15 protein-coding genes are annotated in these 16,681 nt (G+C 65.5%); 10 read left to right on the top strand and 5 right to left on the bottom strand.

What is annotated here, in order from left to right:
• Window positions 1–89: 89 nt before the first annotated feature.
• The 4 genes from I6F33_RS08705 (at window position 90) to hflX (ending at window position 5,770) form a co-directional block, all read left to right on the top strand.
• Complete coding sequence (locus I6F33_RS08705; RefSeq protein WP_225140848.1) at window positions 90–2,498, top strand: PAS domain-containing sensor histidine kinase; 2,409 nt, start codon at window positions 90–92, stop codon at window positions 2,496–2,498.
• A 17-nt stretch (window positions 2,499–2,515) separates the two neighbouring features.
• Window positions 2,516–3,886, top strand: a complete 1,371-nt coding sequence (locus I6F33_RS08710) for a sigma-54 dependent transcriptional regulator (protein ID WP_225141949.1) — start codon at window positions 2,516–2,518, stop codon at window positions 3,884–3,886.
• A gap of 241 nt (window positions 3,887–4,127) precedes the next feature.
• A complete protein-coding gene (hfq, locus tag I6F33_RS08715; RefSeq protein ID WP_007591126.1) occupies window positions 4,128–4,376 on the top strand; it encodes an RNA chaperone Hfq in 249 nt (82 codons plus the stop codon).
• An 11-nt stretch (window positions 4,377–4,387) separates the two neighbouring features.
• Window positions 4,388–5,770: a GTPase HflX gene (gene hflX, locus I6F33_RS08720; RefSeq protein ID WP_198399778.1), complete on the top strand. Its 1,383-nt coding sequence runs from the start codon at window positions 4,388–4,390 to the stop codon at window positions 5,768–5,770.
• Window positions 5,771–5,788: 18 nt separating this feature from the next.
• On the opposite strand, the gene mazG is transcribed toward hflX, so the two are convergent.
• Window positions 5,789–6,634: a nucleoside triphosphate pyrophosphohydrolase gene (mazG, locus tag I6F33_RS08725; protein WP_225141951.1), complete on the bottom strand. Its 846-nt coding sequence runs from the start codon at window positions 6,632–6,634 to the stop codon at window positions 5,789–5,791.
• Between the two features lie 127 nt (window positions 6,635–6,761).
• Between mazG and queC the strand changes: the two genes are divergently transcribed.
• Entirely contained in the window at window positions 6,762–7,475 is a 714-nt protein-coding gene (queC, locus tag I6F33_RS08730) for a 7-cyano-7-deazaguanine synthase QueC (protein ID WP_225141953.1), read from the top strand.
• Between the two features lie 112 nt (window positions 7,476–7,587).
• Here queC and I6F33_RS08735 read toward each other — a convergent pair whose 3' ends face one another.
• The 3 genes from I6F33_RS08735 to nthA are packed head-to-tail and all read right to left on the bottom strand — an operon-like array spanning window position 7,588 to window position 9,253.
• The gene (locus tag I6F33_RS08735) at window positions 7,588–7,965 is read right to left on the bottom strand and encodes a nitrile hydratase accessory protein (protein WP_036028031.1); all 378 of its coding nucleotides are present in this window, start codon (window positions 7,963–7,965) and stop codon (window positions 7,588–7,590) included.
• Window positions 7,965–8,624 carry a nitrile hydratase subunit beta gene (nthB, locus tag I6F33_RS08740; protein WP_225141955.1) on the bottom strand — a complete coding sequence of 220 codons (660 nt, stop codon included), beginning with the start codon at window positions 8,622–8,624 and terminating at the stop codon, window positions 7,965–7,967. The genes I6F33_RS08735 and nthB overlap by 1 nt, the downstream gene beginning before the upstream one ends.
• Complete coding sequence (gene nthA / locus I6F33_RS08745; RefSeq protein WP_035999337.1) at window positions 8,621–9,253, bottom strand: nitrile hydratase subunit alpha; 633 nt, start codon at window positions 9,251–9,253, stop codon at window positions 8,621–8,623. The genes nthB and nthA overlap by 4 nt, the downstream gene beginning before the upstream one ends.
• Before the next feature lie 118 nt (window positions 9,254–9,371).
• On the opposite strand from nthA, the gene I6F33_RS08750 reads away from it, so the two are divergent.
• The 3 genes from I6F33_RS08750 (at window position 9,372) to I6F33_RS08760 (ending at window position 12,198) form a co-directional block, all read left to right on the top strand.
• Entirely contained in the window at window positions 9,372–10,178 is an 807-nt protein-coding gene (locus I6F33_RS08750; RefSeq protein WP_225142048.1) for an enoyl-CoA hydratase/isomerase family protein, read from the top strand.
• Between the two features lie 225 nt (window positions 10,179–10,403).
• Window positions 10,404–11,543: a methionine ABC transporter ATP-binding protein gene (locus tag I6F33_RS08755; RefSeq protein WP_225141957.1), complete on the top strand. Its 1,140-nt coding sequence runs from the start codon at window positions 10,404–10,406 to the stop codon at window positions 11,541–11,543.
• Window positions 11,533–12,198, top strand: a complete 666-nt coding sequence (locus I6F33_RS08760) for a methionine ABC transporter permease (RefSeq protein ID WP_057029183.1) — start codon at window positions 11,533–11,535, stop codon at window positions 12,196–12,198. The genes I6F33_RS08755 and I6F33_RS08760 overlap by 11 nt, the downstream gene beginning before the upstream one ends.
• A 6-nt stretch (window positions 12,199–12,204) precedes the next feature.
• On the opposite strand, the gene I6F33_RS08765 is transcribed toward I6F33_RS08760, so the two are convergent.
• Window positions 12,205–13,194, bottom strand: coding sequence for a helix-turn-helix domain-containing protein (locus I6F33_RS08765; RefSeq protein WP_109143779.1), 990 nt, complete (start codon window positions 13,192–13,194; stop codon window positions 12,205–12,207).
• Between the two features lie 182 nt (window positions 13,195–13,376).
• On the opposite strand from I6F33_RS08765, the gene I6F33_RS08770 reads away from it, so the two are divergent.
• Window positions 13,377–14,567, top strand: a complete 1,191-nt coding sequence (locus tag I6F33_RS08770) for a serine hydrolase (RefSeq protein ID WP_225141959.1) — start codon at window positions 13,377–13,379, stop codon at window positions 14,565–14,567.
• Window positions 14,568–14,582: 15 nt separating this feature from the next.
• Window positions 14,583–16,571 carry a primary-amine oxidase gene (locus I6F33_RS08775; RefSeq protein WP_225141961.1) on the top strand — a complete coding sequence of 663 codons (1,989 nt, stop codon included), beginning with the start codon at window positions 14,583–14,585 and terminating at the stop codon, window positions 16,569–16,571.
• The last annotated feature ends 110 nt before the right edge of the window (window positions 16,572–16,681 follow it).

Here is a 16,681-nt window from a genome sequence, read left to right on the forward strand (position 1 = left end):
CCGCGGAATTGTCGCAATTCGGCAACAATGTGGTACGAATACATCAGTATCCGCGCGTCCGCGGACCCGTTTTCAGCATCATTGCCGGAATGACCAGCGCAGATACCTCGGCCGCACACTTTGACACGGCCCCAGCGGAAGAGCCCCGGCGTTGGTCGGTGCGACGCTGGCTGGCACCCTTTGCCGTAGCGCTGGCGCTGTTGTCGGCCTTCCTGACCTTCCTGGTCCTGACGGGTCTGAGCACGATCGAGCCGACGCCCGGGGTGGTCCGCACATTCTATCTGATCAATGCCGCCACGATCCTGCTGCTGGTCGGGATCATTATCCGGGAACTCTGGCAGCTGATCCTGGCGCGGCGGCGGGGCAGGGCGGCGGCGCGTCTCCACGTCCAGATCGTCAGCCTGTTCTCGATCGTGGCGGTGCTGCCGGCGGTGCTGGTCGCCGTCGTCGCCAACGTCACCATCGAGCGCGGCCTCGACCGGCTGTTCTCCGGGCCGACCAAGGAGGTGATCCAGAACTCGCTGACGATCGCGCGGGCCTATATGCAGGACCATGCCCAGCTGATCCGCGGCGACATTCTCGGCATGGCCAACGACATCGCCCATGCCCGGCCGCTCTACGACCAGGACCGCCGCTCGTTCCGCGAGATGCTGACGGCGAGCGCCGCGTCGCGCAACCTGCCGGGCGCGATGATCATCGACAAGAACACCAACATCCTGGAATCCGCCGACACCGGCATGCGGCTCGCTTATTCGCCGCCCGCGCCGGACTTTCTCAGCAACGTCAACGAGAACGAGCCCGAGATCGCGGTCCTTCCCGATGCGAGCTTCGTTGCCGCGGTGATCCGCCTGCGCGCCTTCAACGACACCTTTCTCTATGTCGCCAGGCCGCTTGATCCGAATGTCGTCAATCAGCTCAAGCAGACCGAGGTCAGCGTCGCCGAATACGCCCAGATCGAATCGCGCCGGCTCGGCATCCAGGTCGCCTTCGCGCTGATGTTCGCGGTGATCGCGCTGACCATTCTCATGGCTTCGGTGCTGATCGGTCTCAACTTCGCCAACTCGCTGGTCTCGCCGATCCGGCGGCTGATGAACGCGGCACATACAGTTTCGACCGGCGACCTGCACGTCCAGGTGCCCGTGCACCAGTCGGAGGGCGATCTCGCCCAGCTGGGCGAGACCTTCAACAAGATGACGCAGGAATTGCGCAGCCAGCGCGACGAGCTGGTCAATGCCAGCGACCTCATCGACAGCCGCCGCCGCTTCATCGAGGCGGTGCTGTCATCCGCGAGCGCCGGCATCATCGGCGTCGACGCGTCCGGCAGCGTCGGCATCCTCAACCGCTCCGCAGAGAAACTGATCGGGCACTCCGAAGCCGAGACGCTCGGCCATCCGCTCTCCGACGTGCTGCCCGAGCTCGACGAGATGATGAAGACGGCGCGGGAAGGCACCCAGCGCCTGGTGCAGGGCCAGATCACGATCACCCGTGACGGCACCGAGCGCAACCTGTCGGTCCGCGTCAGCGCCGAGAAGAACCAGCCGCACGACAGCTATATCATCACGCTCGACGACATCACCGAGCTGGTCTCGGCGCAGCGTACCTCGGCCTGGGGCGACGTGGCGCGCCGCATCGCGCATGAGATCAAGAACCCGCTGACGCCGATCCAGCTCTCGGCCGAGCGCATCCGCCGCAAGTTCGGCAAGGACATCACCGAGACCAAGGACAAGCAGATCTTCGACCAGTGCACCGATACCATCGTCCGCCAGGTCGACGACATCAGGCGCATGGTCGACGAGTTCTCGCGCTTTGCGCGGATGCCGAAGCCCGTGATGGAAGGCGAGGACGTCGCCGACACGGTGCGCCAGGCCGTGTTCCTGATGAAGGTCGCCCATCCCGAAATCGACATCGAGGCCGAGTTCAGGCAGGATCCGCTGCGCGCCCAGTTCGATCGGCGCCTGATCTCGCAGGCGGTCACCAACATCGTCAAGAACGCCACCGAGGCGATCGAGCAGGTCCCGCCCGAGGAGCTCGGCAAGGGGCGTATCGACGTCGTGGTGTCGCGCGAGGGCGACGACGTGCTGATCGACGTCATCGACAACGGCATCGGCCTGCCCAAGGTCGCGCGCTCGCGCCTGCTCGAGCCCTACGTCACCACGCGCGCCAAGGGCACCGGGCTGGGCCTTGCCATCGTCGGCCGCGTGCTGGAAGACCATGGCGGGCGGATCGAGCTGAAGGACGCCTCCGACTTCCGTCCAGGCCAGCGCGGTGCCTGGATGCGCATGCGCTTTGCCGTGTCAGGACAACCCGCGAAATCCGCGACAACGGAGCAAGGGCCGGCGGTCAACGGTGCGAATGGGATAACCTCCAAGCCCGACATCACGCAAACGGCGACGGAATCCGTCGCGACCCAGGCAACAAAAGAGCCGGCCGCCGGAACCAAAGAGCCGGCTGAAAAGACCAATGATTCAACCAAAATCGAAGCCTCAACAGGCAGCTGACAAGACAGGCGCGATCCATGGCAAGTGAAATTCTGATTGTCGATGACGAAGCCGATATTCGCGATCTCGTTGCAGGCATTCTCGAAGACGAGGGGTTCGTCACCAGGACCGCGCGTGACAGCGACACGGCGCTCGCCGAGATTGCCAATCGTCGGCCGCATCTGGTGTTTCTCGACATCTGGCTGCAAGGCTCCAAGCTCGACGGCCTGCAGCTCCTGGAGCAGGTCAAGAAGGACAATGCCGACCTGCCCGTCGTGATGATCTCCGGCCACGGCAACATCGAGACCGCGGTCGCCGCGATCAAGCGCGGCGCCTACGACTTCATCGAGAAGCCGTTCAAGGCCGACCGCCTCATCCTGGTCGCGACCAGAGCGCTGGAGAACTCGCGGCTGAAGCGCGAGGTCAAGGAACTGAAGCAGCTCGCCCCGAGCGCCAGCCAGCTCGTCGGCCGCTCGCCCAGCATGAACCAGCTGCGCCAAACCATCGAGCGGGCGGCCAAGGCCAACAGCCGCATCCTGATCGTCGGCCCCGCCGGGGCCGGCAAGGAGCTGACCGCGCGCACGCTGCATATCGCTTCGGGCCGCGCCGACGGTCCGTTCGTCGTCATCAACGCCGCCGCGATCACGCCCGAGCGAATGGAGCATGAGATGTTTGGCGTCGAGCAGTCCAATGGCGAGCAGCCGCGCAAGCCCGGCGCGCTCGAAGAGGCGCATGGCGGCACGCTGTTCATCGACGAGATCGCGGACATGCCGCGCGAGACCCAGAACAAGATCCTGCGCGTGCTGGTGGAGCAGTCGTTCCAGCGCGTCGGCGGCACCGCCAAGGTGCAGGTCGACGTGCGCATCATCTCATCGACCGCCCGCAATCTCGAGGAGGAGATCGCGGCCGGCCGTTTCCGCGAGGACCTCTACCACCGGCTCTCGGTGGTGCCGATCCGCGTGCCCGCACTGTCGGAGCGGCGCGAGGACATTCCGGAACTGATCGATTATTTCATGGAGCAGATCTCGGCCGGCAGCGGCCTGCCCAAGCGCCAGATCGGTCAGGACGCGATGGCGGTGCTGCAATCGCATGTCTGGCCCGGCAATGTGCGCCAGCTCCGCAACAACGTTGAAAGAGTCATGATTCTGGCCGCCGGCGGGCCGGAAGTCATCATCACCGCCGACATGCTGCCGCAGGATGTCGGCTCGATGGTGCCGGCGATGCCGACCAGCAACAATGGCGAGCACATCATGGGCCTGCCGCTGCGCGAAGCACGCGAGGTGTTCGAGCGCGACTATTTGATTGCACAGATCAGCCGTTTCTCAGGAAATATTTCTCGAACGGCCGAGTTCGTTGGCATGGAACGTTCGGCCTTGCACCGGAAGTTGAAAGCGCTCGGCGTCGGCTAATGCTGCGACGGCATCTCGGGAATAGGCAAAGAAAATCATCGATTTCCGTAATTTTTCGGGGCAATAGGGCCACGCCTGCCGCTTCAAGCGGCTTGCCTAATACCCCGACCTGTCCTCTAATCGAACCGCTGTTCCTTCCGAGGGGGATCTCATGAGGGACGGCAACCGGAGGAGGCCCCGAACTCCACAAAGAGGGCCGCATTCGGCGCAATAAAAAGAAACTCAAAGCGAGAAAAAAACAATGGCGGCAGACCGCGCACAAAACCTACAGGACACCTTCCTTAATCACGTTCGCAAAACCAAGACGCCACTGACGATCTTTCTGGTCAACGGAGTGAAGCTCCAGGGCATCGTGACCTGGTTCGACAATTTCTGTTTGCTGCTTCGGCGCGACGGTCATTCGCAGCTGGTCTACAAGCATGCGATCTCGACCATCATGCCGGGCGCTCCGATTCAGTTGTTCGAAGGCGGCGAGGACCAGCCGGCTTGAGAGTGACCTGATTGGAACCCCGGAATTTCGACGGGGATGCCGACCGTCCGCGGTCGGCAGGGGCTACGCAGACGGGGCGGGTGCTTGTCATCGGCCCCTACTTGCGCGTGCGCGCGGGCAGCGCCGACGTGCAATCGGTGACTCATGCCTTGCGCGATACCGAGGCCCGGCTTGATGAAGCCGCGGGCCTCGCGCGGGCGATTGATCTCGTCATTGCCGACGCCATCGTCGCGCCGGTCAGCCAGATCCGCCCCGCGACCTATATCGGCAAGGGCAAGGTCGAGGAGATCGCCGGGCTGATCAAGACCCTCGAGGTCGAGCTCGTTGTGATGGATTGCGCATTGTCGCCGATCCAGCAGCGCAATCTCGAAAAGGAATGGCACGCCAAGGTGCTCGACCGCACTGGGCTCATTCTCGAAATCTTCGGCCGCCGCGCCAAGACCCGGGAAGGCTCGCTGCAGGTCGAGCTTGCGCATCTCAACTACCAGCGCTCGCGCCTGGTGCGCTCCTGGACCCATCTCGAACGCCAGCGCGGCGGTTTCGGCTTCATGGGCGGTCCCGGCGAGACCCAGATCGAGGCCGACCGCCGCCTGATCCAGGAGCGCATCTCCAAGCTCGAGAGCGAGCTGAAAAAGGTGCAGGCGACGCGGCGTCTGCATCGCGCCGGCCGCCAGCGCGTGCCGTATCGTGTCGTCGCGCTGGTCGGCTACACCAATGCCGGCAAGTCGACGCTGTTCAATCGCCTAACCCGCGCCGATGTGCAGGCGGCCGACATGCTGTTCGCGACGCTCGATCCCACCTTGCGGGCGCTCAACCTGCCACATGGCGGCAAGGCGATGCTCTCGGATACCGTCGGCTTCATCTCCAACCTGCCGACGCAGCTCGTCGCCGCCTTCCGCGCCACGCTGGAGGAGGTGCTGGAAGCCGATGTCATCCTGCATGTCCGCGACATCTCGCATGAAGACGCCGAAGCGCAGCAGAGCGACGTCGATGCGGTGCTGCGCCAGCTCGGCATCAACCCGGACGATTCCGGCCGCATCATCGAGGTCTGGAACAAGATCGATCGTTTCGACCCCGAGCAACGCGAAGAGCTGCTCAACATCGCCGCGCGCAGGCCGGAGGATCATCCGGCGATGCTGGTCTCAGCCGTGTCGGGCGAGGGCGTCGATGCTCTGCTCGCCGCGATCGAGCAGCGGCTCGCGGCGAAAAGGACCACGCTCGATCTCTCCATCGACGCCGCCGACGGCGCCGGCATCAGCTGGCTGCACCGCAATGCCGAGGTGCTGTCGAAGGAGCTCCACGACGGCCGCTTCGACATGACCGTGCGGGTGGACGAGACCAAGCGGGATATCGTGGTGAACAGGTTCGACGCGGTGCCACATCTGCCGGCGTGAGGCCGGCGCGCATCTGGACTACGCGGTTCGCGTCTCCGAAGTCACCTTCGTCTCCACTTTCGCGGCATTCCACAGCGCATCCATCTCCGCCAGCGAGGCCTGCTCGAGCGTCCGGCCCTGCGCCTCCAGTGCGCGCTCGATATAGGCGAAGCGCCGCTCGAATTTTGCATTCGTCGCGCGGAGCGCAGCCTCCGGATCGGCATCGACATGGCGGGCGAGGTTGACGAGGGCGAACATCAGGTCGCCGGTCTCTTCCGCAATCTCCCGCTTGTCGTTGCGGTCCAATGCCGCCTCGATCTCGTCGACCTCCTCGCGGATCTTGTGCAGCACCGCGCGCGGGTCGTTCCAGTCGAAGCCGACGGTGGAGGCCTTGCGCTGCAGCTCCATCGCACGCGTCAGCGCGGGCTGGCCGGCCTTCACGCCCGAGAGCAGCGACTTGTGCGTCGGCGCCTCCTCCGGCGGCCGGCGCGCGGCGCGTTCGGCTTTCTCCTCCGCCTTGATGCGGTCCCAGACCTCCTTGACGTGAGAGGAGGCGAGATTGCCGTCCTTGTCGGCGAAGACGTGGGGATGACGGCGGATCATCTTGCGGGTGATGGCCAGGACCACGTCACCAAAATTGAACGCGTTCTGCTCAGAAGCCATCTGGGCGTGGAACACCACCTGGAGCAGGAGATCGCCAAGCTCCTCTCTGAGATCGTCGAGATCGCCGCGGGTGATGGCGTCGACCACCTCATAGGCTTCCTCGATCGTGTAGGGCGCGATCGTCGAAAAATCCTGCTCGAGGTCCCAGGGGCAGCCGGTCACCGGCGTGCGCAGCGCCGCCATGATCTCAATCAGGCGGGAAATGTCGCGGGAAGGGGTCATTGCCGGGCAGTCTCCTGGGATCCAGAGCCTTATGCCAAAAGCGGGCCTCCGATCCCAGCACAAGGCGGCGGAACTGGCCGATTTCCACCGATTGGCGGGCAAGTCGTGCGATGCTAAAGCGCGGGCCATGAGTGATGCATTTTCCTCACAAACCGCGCTGGTGCTGTTCTCCGGCGGCCAGGATTCCACCACCTGCCTCGCCTGGGCGCTGAGCCGTTTCGCCCGCGTGGAGACGCTGGGGTTCGAGTACGGCCAGCGCCACGCCATCGAGCTTGCCTGCCGCGACCGCCTGCTCGACGGCATCAAGGGCGTGCGCGCCGATTGGGCCGCAAGGCTCGGCGAGAGCCACACGCTGTCGATCCCGACGCTGGCGGCCGTCTCCGAGACGGCGCTGACCCGCGACGTCGCGATCGCGATGGGCGCGGATGGCCTGCCGAACACCTTCGTGCCGGGCCGCAACCTCGTGTTCCTGACCTTTGCGGCGGCGCTGGCCTACCGGCGCGGCATCAGCCACATCGTCGGCGGCATGTGCGAGACCGACTATTCCGGCTATCCCGATTGCCGCGACGAGACCATCCGCGCCATGCAGGCCGCGCTCTCGCTCGGCATGGCCAGGCAGTTCGAGCTGCACACGCCCTTGATGTGGATCGACAAGGCCGCGACCTGGAAGCTCGCCCATGACCTCGGCGGCGACGGCCTCGTCGATCTCATCCGCGAGCACTCCCACACCTGCTATCTCGGCGAACGCGGCGCACGGCACGATTGGGGCTACGGCTGCGGCGAGTGCCCGGCCTGCAGTTTGCGGGCGAAGGGGTGGAACGAGTACGTGGCGGGACGGTAAGCTCGCTCTGTTCGTCATTGCCAGGAGCCCTTGCGACGAAGCAATCGAGACTGCCACCGCGGAGGGATTCTGGATTGCTTCGCTGCGCTCGCAATGACGACGGAGCAATCAGCTAGCCAAAATCCTCTGGCCTGAGCTCGATCGGCTTGCCGTGTGGCGTGCGATCCGCGGCGTGGTCCCACGCATTCCGATAGCGGTGCAGCGTCTCCATCGACGCGACGCCCTTGCGGGCGACGAGGCCCTCCAGCGTGGCGAGCCAGTGCAGATAGTAGGTCTCGCCGGTATCAGGGTCGCCGGCGGCCTGGGCGCGCTTGATCTCGTCGGCGAGGGCGGCGGCCCATTCCGGCCAGGTGAACACGCCGCGCTCGTGCAGGCTCAGGGCCATCGCGAAGGCATGCGCCTCCCAGGGCGCACGGAACACCGGGCCGTCGTCGTCGCACGGAATGCTCGGGATCGCCGCCGTTGCGGCGGCCGCAAGCGCGCTGCTCATCACGCCGGATCCAGATAGGGCTCGAACGCGTCGATCGAGACCTTCAGCGTGGGATCGCCGTCCTCGCCCCAGAGGTCGCGGCCGTCGAACACGACGGTGTAAAGCCATTGCGGGTTCTCGCCGCGCTCCATCGCCGCCGTGTCAGGAAACACGTGGCAGCCATGGTTCAGCTCGACCACGCCGACATGGCCGCGGACATAGCGCGGCAGCCGCGTGTGCGTGGCTGGATGAATATTCTTGGCGCGGACGCGATCGCCGATGTTGAATTTCGCCGGAGCCGGGGCAGGGCGGCCGAACTTGCCGCGCACCATCACGCGCTCGACGTTGGCGCGGTCGAACTTGCCGTGCTTGAGCGCCTTTGCCGGCTGGATCGCATGGCCGGCGGCGACCTCCTCGCGGGTGAGATAGCCTTTGTCGATCAGCATCTCCTCGAGCCCCAGAAACCACTTCTTGTAATAGGAGCTCGAGAGATAGACGTGCGGCGGCAAGGTCTCGCGATAGAAGCGCGAGGTGTCGATGTTGAAGGCGCCGGCCGCGCCCATCGCGCGCACCATGGCCAGCACGCGCGACTCCCATTCCTCGTGGAACATCGGCTCGTTCGGCTCGGGCTCGACCTTGCCGAAGCCGTCCATGCCGCCCATGTCGTGCACGCCGTTCACGACGGTGCTCCCGGCGTTTTGGGGAAACCGGTGCCGATCATGGAATCGCGCGTCACGAGCTCGGCAAGCTGCTCTTCGCTCCAGCCCTCCGTGCCTGCGGGCCGCATCGGCAGCACCAGGAAGCGCGTCTCGGCGGTGGAATCCCACACCCGGATCTCCGTATCCTTCGGCAGCGCGACCCCGAAATCGGCGAGCACGCCGCGCGGATCCTTCACCGCGCGGGAGCGGTAGGGCGCGGCCTTGTACCAGACCGGCGGCAGCCCGAGCATTTCCCAGGGATAGCAGGAGCATAGCGTGCACACGACCATGTTGTGCCGCTCGGGCGTGTTCTCGACCACGACGAGATGATCGCCGACGCGGCTGACATGGCCGAGCGTGCCGATCGCCTTGGAGCCGTCCTGCAGCAGCGCTGTCTTGAACGCCGGATCGGTCCAGGCCTTGGCGACCACGCGCGCACCATTGTGCGGGCCGATCTTGGTCTCATAGGCCTGGATGATGGCATCGAGCGCAGCCGGCTCGACATAGCCTTTTTCGGTCAGGATCGTCTCGAGCGCGCGCACGCGCAGCTCGGTCTCGGACAGCTCGGAATGATCGTGATCGTGGTGATGATGGTCGTGATCTTGGCTCATGCGGCGGAAGATAGGCGCAATGGCTAGGGGCTGTCGAGGGCTCGTTGCAGTGCAGTCCTGGCACGTATGCGTGAGGGCAGTTGTGCGCTAGCATCCCGCAAACATGGTGGAGATGATGGTGACCGACTACGTGAAGATCGAGAAGGATCTCGGGCCGGAGGGGCGGATCGCGGTCGTGCGCTTCGACCGCGGCGACGGCATCAACGCGCTCTCGCCGGAGGCGCTGCGCCAGCTCACGGCGGCCGCGCGCAGCTTCGAGGACGATGCAGCGACCTCGGTCGTTGTGCTGACCGGCAGCTCGGGCGCCTTCAGCGCCGGCTTCGACCTCAAGGACGCCGAGGGACGCTCGCGGAAGGAGATGGACCTCGGCGCGCTGCGGCGGCACCTCAAGCTCGGGCCGCGCCTCACCCAAGCCTGGCAAGAGATGGAGCAGATCACCATCGCCGCGATCGAAGGCTTTTGCGTCGGCGGCGGCGTTGCCCTCGCGGTGGCGCTCGATTTCCGTGTGATGGGGCGCGATGCGCATCTGCGCGTGCCCGAGATCGGGCTCGGCATGAATATGAGCTGGCAGAGCATCCCGCGCATGCTGCATCTGATTGGGCCGGCCCGCACCAAGCAGGCGGTGATCCTGGCCGACCAGCGCATCAGTGCGGACGAGGCCTATGAATGGGGGCTCGTCGAGCAGGTGGCGGATCCCGGCCACGCGTTCGATGCCGCCATGGAGCTTGCCCGCAAGGTTGCCGCGCAACCGCCGCTGTCCGTTGCCATGACCAAACTGACCGTCAACCGGCTCGCGCATGCACTGGACGATCTTGCAAGCCACATGGATGTCGACCAGTTCGCGCTCGCCAGCCTCAGCGAGGACCACAAGGAGGGCGTGGAGGCGTTCCTGATGCGCCGCAAGCCGCGGTTCCGAGGTCGGTGATCACAGCGCCGATACTCGGCGGATAATCTTCTCCGCCAGGAAGCGATCGGGAAAATTTCGTCCAAGTCCTTCCAAATATCTGAGATTGCAAGGAAGACCGGAAACAGCGAAGGTGCGTGCTGCGGTGCAGCGCGCTCGATTGAGCCCTCATCGCCATTTTCACCCCGTCGCAGACGCGACCGGTTCCCATGTGCCCTGGGCATGCGGGTGACCGAGCTATCGTGCATGAAGGCCATCTCCATGAATGCCCACCAATCGCTCGCGATCGGACGACCGATCGAAACGATCGAAGCGATTTCACCCGCGCTCGCCGTGCCGGACGCGATGGTCCGTTTCGCCGGCATCTCCAAGACCTATCCGGCCTATCGCGGCAAGCCCGGCGTCAACGCGCTGCAAGACATCGACTTCGCCATTCCGCGCGGCTCCATCACCGGCGTGATCGGCCGCTCCGGCGCCGGCAAGTCGAGCCTGGTCCGGCTCATCAACGGCCTGGAGAAGCCGACCACGGGCCGTGTGATCGTCGACGGCCGCGATATCTCGGCCTTGGCCGGCCGCGAGCTGCGGCTGGCGCAGCGCTCGATCGGCATGATCTTCCAGCATTTCAACCTGCTGTCCTCGCGCACCGCGGCCGACAACATCGCGCTGCCGCTGGAGATCGCCGGTTGGACCAAGACCGACATCAAGGCCCGCGTCGCCGAGCTGCTCGCGCTGGTCGGCATCGCCGACAAGCACGACCGCTATCCTTCCGAACTGTCCGGCGGCCAGAAGCAGCGCGTCGGCATCGCCCGCGCGCTGGCGACGCGGCCGAGCGTGCTGCTGTCGGACGAGGCGACCTCGGCACTCGATCCGCAGACCACGCGCGCGATCCTCGATCTGCTTGCGAACATCAACCGCGAGCTCGGCGTGACCATCGTGCTGATCACGCATGAGATGTCCGTGGTGCGCCAGCTCGCCAAGGAGGTGGTGGTATTGGACGCCGGCCGCGTCGTCGAGAGTGGTCACGTCGCCGACATCTTCACGCAGCCAAGACATCCGATCACGCAGTCCTTCCTGGCCGAGGTGATCGGCGACAGCCTGCCGGTCTCGCTGGAGAGCCGAATCGTTTCGAAGCAGCCTGCCGGCGGGCAGGCCGTGATCCGGATCCAGGTGCGCGGGGCAGGGGCGGGCGACACCGTGGTGGCCCGGCTCGCGCGCGAGCTCGGGCTCGACGTCGCGCTGCTGTCTGCGCGCATCGACGAGATCGGCGGCCAGCATGTCGGCTCGCTCACGCTCGGCATTCCCGGCGGCGAGGACGCGGTGACGCGGACGCTCGCCTGGCTCTCTCAATATCAATTCTCGGCGGAGCGTCTCGGCTATGTCGCCTGAACTCATCAACCTGATCGTCCAGGCTACCTTCGAAAGCCTGTACATGGTCGGCATCGCGGCGCTGCTCGGCACCGCCTTCGGCCTGCCGCTCGGCGTGTTCCTGGCCACCAGCCGCAAAGGCGAGCTGTTCGCGGCGCCCATCGTCAATCGCGTGCTCGGCATCGTCGTCAATGCGACGCGCTCGACGCCCTTCATCATCCTCGTCGTCGCCATCATCCCGTTCACGCGCCTCGTTGCCGGCACCTCGATCGGCTCGACCGCCGCTATCGTGCCGTTGACCATCGCCTCGACGCCGTTCATCGCGCGCCTCGTCGAGGCTGCAATCCGCGAGGTCGACGGCGGCCTGATCGAGACCGCGTCCTCGTTCGGCGCTTCGCCCCTTCAGATCGTGCTCAAGGTCCTGATCCCGGAGGCGCTGCCCGGCCTGCTGCTGGCGCTGACGCTCGCGGTGGTCAGCCTGCTCGGCTATTCCGCGATGGTCGGCGCAGTCGGCGGCGGCGGCCTTGGCGATCTCGGCATCCGCTACGGCTATCAGCGCTTCATGCCGGAGATGATGCTGGCCGTCGTGGTCGTGCTGATCGCACTGGTGCAGATAGTCCAGAGCGCCGGCGATTACCTGGCGCGCCGGGTCAACCGCCGGCTGCGGCATCGCTGAATCCGATCAGGCGGCACACCTCGCGCGACGCAGCGTCTGCGAGGGCAGCTCGCCGAAGTGACGCTTGTAGTCGAGCGAGAACTGGCTGAAGTGCCAGAATCCGTGCTGCACCGCGACGTCGTAGACCGAGGTCTCGTTGCCGCCGGCGCCCTTGAGATCGCGCCGCACACGGTTCAGTCGCATCGCGCGCCAATAGTGCATCGGGCTCGTGCCCAAAACCTCCTGGAAGCAATAGCCGAGCTTGCGCGGGCTGGCGCCGACGGCCTTGCAGACCTCCAGCAGCGAGAGCGAGCGATCGCCCCTGCCATGCATCAGCTCGCGGGCACGATCCACGGTTCGCTTCCGAGCCGCCGCGCTGCGGCCGGGATCGCTCGGGCGTGCGGTCGGCAGCATGTCCATGATCTCGACGAGGAGGGCATCTTCCAGGGCCTGCCTCGCCGCCGGATCGTTGAACGTTGCCGGAGCGGTCGTGATCGTCGCTTGAATGGCGGCCAGATGCGCCCGCAGCCGCGCGACCGGCGCTTCCGCCATTTCGATCACCTGCAGCCGGTGCCAGGCGGTGCGCGGCAGCTCGATGTCGAGCCGGGCGGCGAGCTCTGCGATCAACACCGTGCTGGCAACGACGCCGCGCAGCTCGAAGGCCTTCGGGGTACACATGTCGATCTCGGCGTCGATGCTGGCGAGGACGCGGGCGCCGCTGGCACCGGTCCCGTTGAAGCTGAGCTCGCCGTCGCCGTGCCAGGGCAGGCCGATGCCAAAACTGTCGGCGCCAAGCTGGCCATATTGGCGGACCTGCTGGCTGGTGATCTCGCAGAACACCTCCAGCCGCGGCAAGGAGAGTTGCGTGAAACTGCCCCGGAACGCGCCGGCGCTGATCTGATCGTAGCTCAGCCGCCAGCGGCCGAGGCTTGCGCAATGCTCATCGACATCCGTGCTGTTCGCCTGGAGCAAGCCGGCAGCCGAGTCTTGAATCGGAAGAGTTGCCCTTAAGGCCATGGCAATACGTCGAAATCCTTGAGTCCAGCACCGAGCAGGAACCACGCCAGACTGGCACGGCCATGAGCGCTGTCCAGCAAAATATTGCCGGATCTCGATAACGCCTGACAGCGCCGCGGTGCAGGCTTCCGTCCTGCCGCTCCGACATCGCTGCCGGGACGGCGCTTCGCGGAGGGATCGAGATGCGACCGACCGATGTCATGCGCGGCAGCCCGCCCGTACCCGAGGCTCAGGTGACGCGCGCCAATTGGCGCAGCTTTCCCGCGATCCGCTGGGGTTTTACCCACACCCGCGAAGTGCTGCCGACCGCAGAGATCCGCCGCTCCGCCCAGCCGACGCCGATGAGAAGCGCCCCGCGTGAACTGGCAAAGCTCGGCTTCACCGGGCCTGATGGCAAAGCGACCACGATCGAATGCGCGCTGCGCGAAACCTTTGCCGACACGCTCCTCGTGATGCATCAGGGCACGCTGATTCATGAATGGTACGGTGACGGCATGAGCGCGACCACGCCGCATCTGATCTGCTCGATCAGCAAGGCGATCGCTGGCACGCTCGGCGGCGTGCTGGCCGCGCGCGGCCTGGTCGATCCGGAGGCGAGGGTGCTGCGCTACGTGCCGGAGCTAGAGACATCGGTCTACGCCGGCTGCACCGTCCGCAACCTGCTCGACATGGCCGTCGCCATCAAGTTCGAGGAGGATTACGAGGACCCCGCCGGCGACCTCGCGCGCTATCGGTTCTCCTCGGGTTGGGACGTGCCGCCGCCGGACGTCGAGCCCAGCCATCAGCGCGCTTATCTGACGACGCTGCGCGGCAGCGGCAAACCGCACGGCAAGGTGTTCCACTACGTCTCGCCCAATACCGAGGTGCTCGGCTGGGTGTATGAACGCGCCTGCGGGATGCCCTACCATCTTATTCTCTCCGAGTTTCTCTGGCAGCCCCTGGGCGCGGAGGAGGACGGCTCTCTCACACTCGATAGCCACGGCATGGGCCGCATCGCCGGCGGCATCTCGGTCACCGCGCGCGATCTCGTCCGCTTCGGCGAGATGATCCGCTGCCGCGGCGTCGTCGAGGGCCGGCAGGTGGTGCCGGGCTGGTGGATCGACGACATCCGCGAGAACGGTGATCCCAAGGCGTGGGCCGATGGCGACCTCGCCGAGTTCTTCCCGGGCGCGCGCTACCGCAGCAAATGGTTCACCATCGATCCTTCGCGCAACGCGCTCACCGCGATCGGCATTCACGGCCAGCACCTCTATGTCGACCTCGACTCCGACACCGTCATCGTCAAGCTCGCAACACAGCCCAAGGCGATGGACGTGTCGATCGACCAGCGCTGGTTTGCTGCCTTCCGCGCCATCACCGCACATCTCGCCTGATATTTGGACGTCCTCATGCTTGAAACCGCCAAAGCCCAACCGCAAGCGCAGACCGCGACACCGCATCCGCTCGATCCGCTGACGGCCGACGAGATCACCGCGGCTTGCGCTTTGGTGCGGGCGGCGGCCGCCTCAGCGGCGAACTGCCGTTTCCCGACGGTGCGGCTGGAGGAGCCGACCAAGCAGGAGCTGGCTTCAGGCGAGGTGGGACGCCGTGCCTTCGCGTTGACGCTCGACGTCGCCACGGGCGAGGCGATCGAGCATATCGTCGACCTCGGCCGCGGCGAGATCGTCGGCCGCAAGGTCGTGCCGAATCGCGAGGCGCCCTATGGGCAGCCGCCGGTGATGCTGGAAGAGTTGTTCAAGTGCGATGCCGTCGTGAAGGCCGATCCCGCTTGGCGGGCGGCGATGGTTCGGCGCGGGCTGACCGACAAGGACATCGAGCTGGTCCAGGTCGACCCGTTCTCCTCCGGATTCTTCGACAAGGAGTTCGAGCGCGGCGCCCGCATCGTGCGGGCCGTCAGCTATTTTCGCGAGCACCTTCAGGACAACGGCTACGCCCATCCGATCGAGGGCGTTGTCGCTGTGGTCGACCTCATCGGGGGCAAGGTCATCGAGCTCACGGATGAAGATCCGATCGTGCCGATTCCGCGCAAGAAACGGAACTACGGCGCGCATGAGGTGCCAAACCCGCGCACCGACATCAAGCCGCTGCATATCGAGCAGCCGGAAGGGCCGAGCTTCAAGGTCGACGGCTGGAAAGTCGACTGGCAGAAATGGAGCTTCCGAGTCGGCTTCACGCCGCGCGAGGGCCTCGTGCTGCATCAGCTCGCCTACCAGGACGGCGCACGTAAGCGGTCGCTGATCCACCGCGCCAGCGTTACCGAGATGGTGGTGCCTTACGCCGATCCGACCGCTAGCCACTTCTGGAAGTCGGCCTTCGATGCCGGCGAATACGGGCTCGGTATGCTCGCCAACGCGCTGGAGCTGGGCTGCGACTGCCTCGGCAACATCCACTATTTCGACGTGCCTGCCGCCGACAACAAGGGCGAGCCCTTCGTCATGCAGAACGCGATCTGCATGCATGAGGAGGATTACGGGATTGCCTGGAAGCACTACGAGTTTCGCAACGGCCTGTTCGAGGTGCGGAGATCCCGGCGGCTCGTGATCTCGTTCTTCGCCACCGTCGGCAATTACGATTACGGCTTCTACTGGTATCTCTATCAGGACGGCACGATTCAGCTGGAGACGAAACTCACCGGCATCATCCAGACCGCCGCGGTGCGGCCGGGCGAAAAGTACCGATGGGGCGGCATGGTCGACGATAATCTCGGCGGCCCCACGCACCAGCACTTCTTCAACGTCCGCCTGCATATGGATCTCGACGGCGGCGGTAACACGGTGACGGAGCACGAGTTCGTGCCGCGGCCCTGGGGCGACGACAATCCGCGCGGCAACGTGTTCGACACCACCACGCGCGTGCTGTCGCGCGAGCGCGACGCCGCAGCGGTCGCCAATGGCGAGACCGGCCGATTCTGGAAGATCAGTAATCCGAACGAGATCAACTCGGTCGGCGGTGCACCGGCCTACAAGCTCGTCGTCAATCCCAGCCCGCTGATGCTGGCCCAGGAGGGTAGTTACGTGCGCAAGCGCGGCGGCTTCGCCACCAAGCATGTCTGGGTGACTGCATTCGATTCGGCCGAGAAATACGCCAGCGGCGACTATCCCAACGTTCACGCCGGCGGTGACGGCCTGCCGCGCTATGCCGCGCAGAATCGCAATATCGAGAATGCCGACATCGTGGTGTGGCACTCCTTCGGCCACACCCATGTCTGCAAGCCCGAAGACTTCCCGATCATGCCGGTGGAATATGCCGGCTTCGTGTTGAAGCCAATCGGATTCTTTGCGGCGAATGCGGCTGGCGACCTTCCGCCGGACCGCAACAGCCGCAGCGTGCTGGCTGGCGAGAAGAGCACGACCTGTTGTCACGCTGACCGGACGTGACCTTCATCCGCTCGCACCCCTGGCTTTGGTCGCAACGCTGATTGCGCGACGCGGCTGTCGCATCCGGTCGGGCTCCTAACACACTGACAGAATCATTTTAGAGGGATTCC

It is taken from the genome of Bradyrhizobium sp. BRP20 (assembly GCF_020194215.1).
GTDB classification, from domain to species: Bacteria; Pseudomonadota; Alphaproteobacteria; order Rhizobiales; family Xanthobacteraceae; genus Bradyrhizobium; species Bradyrhizobium yuanmingense.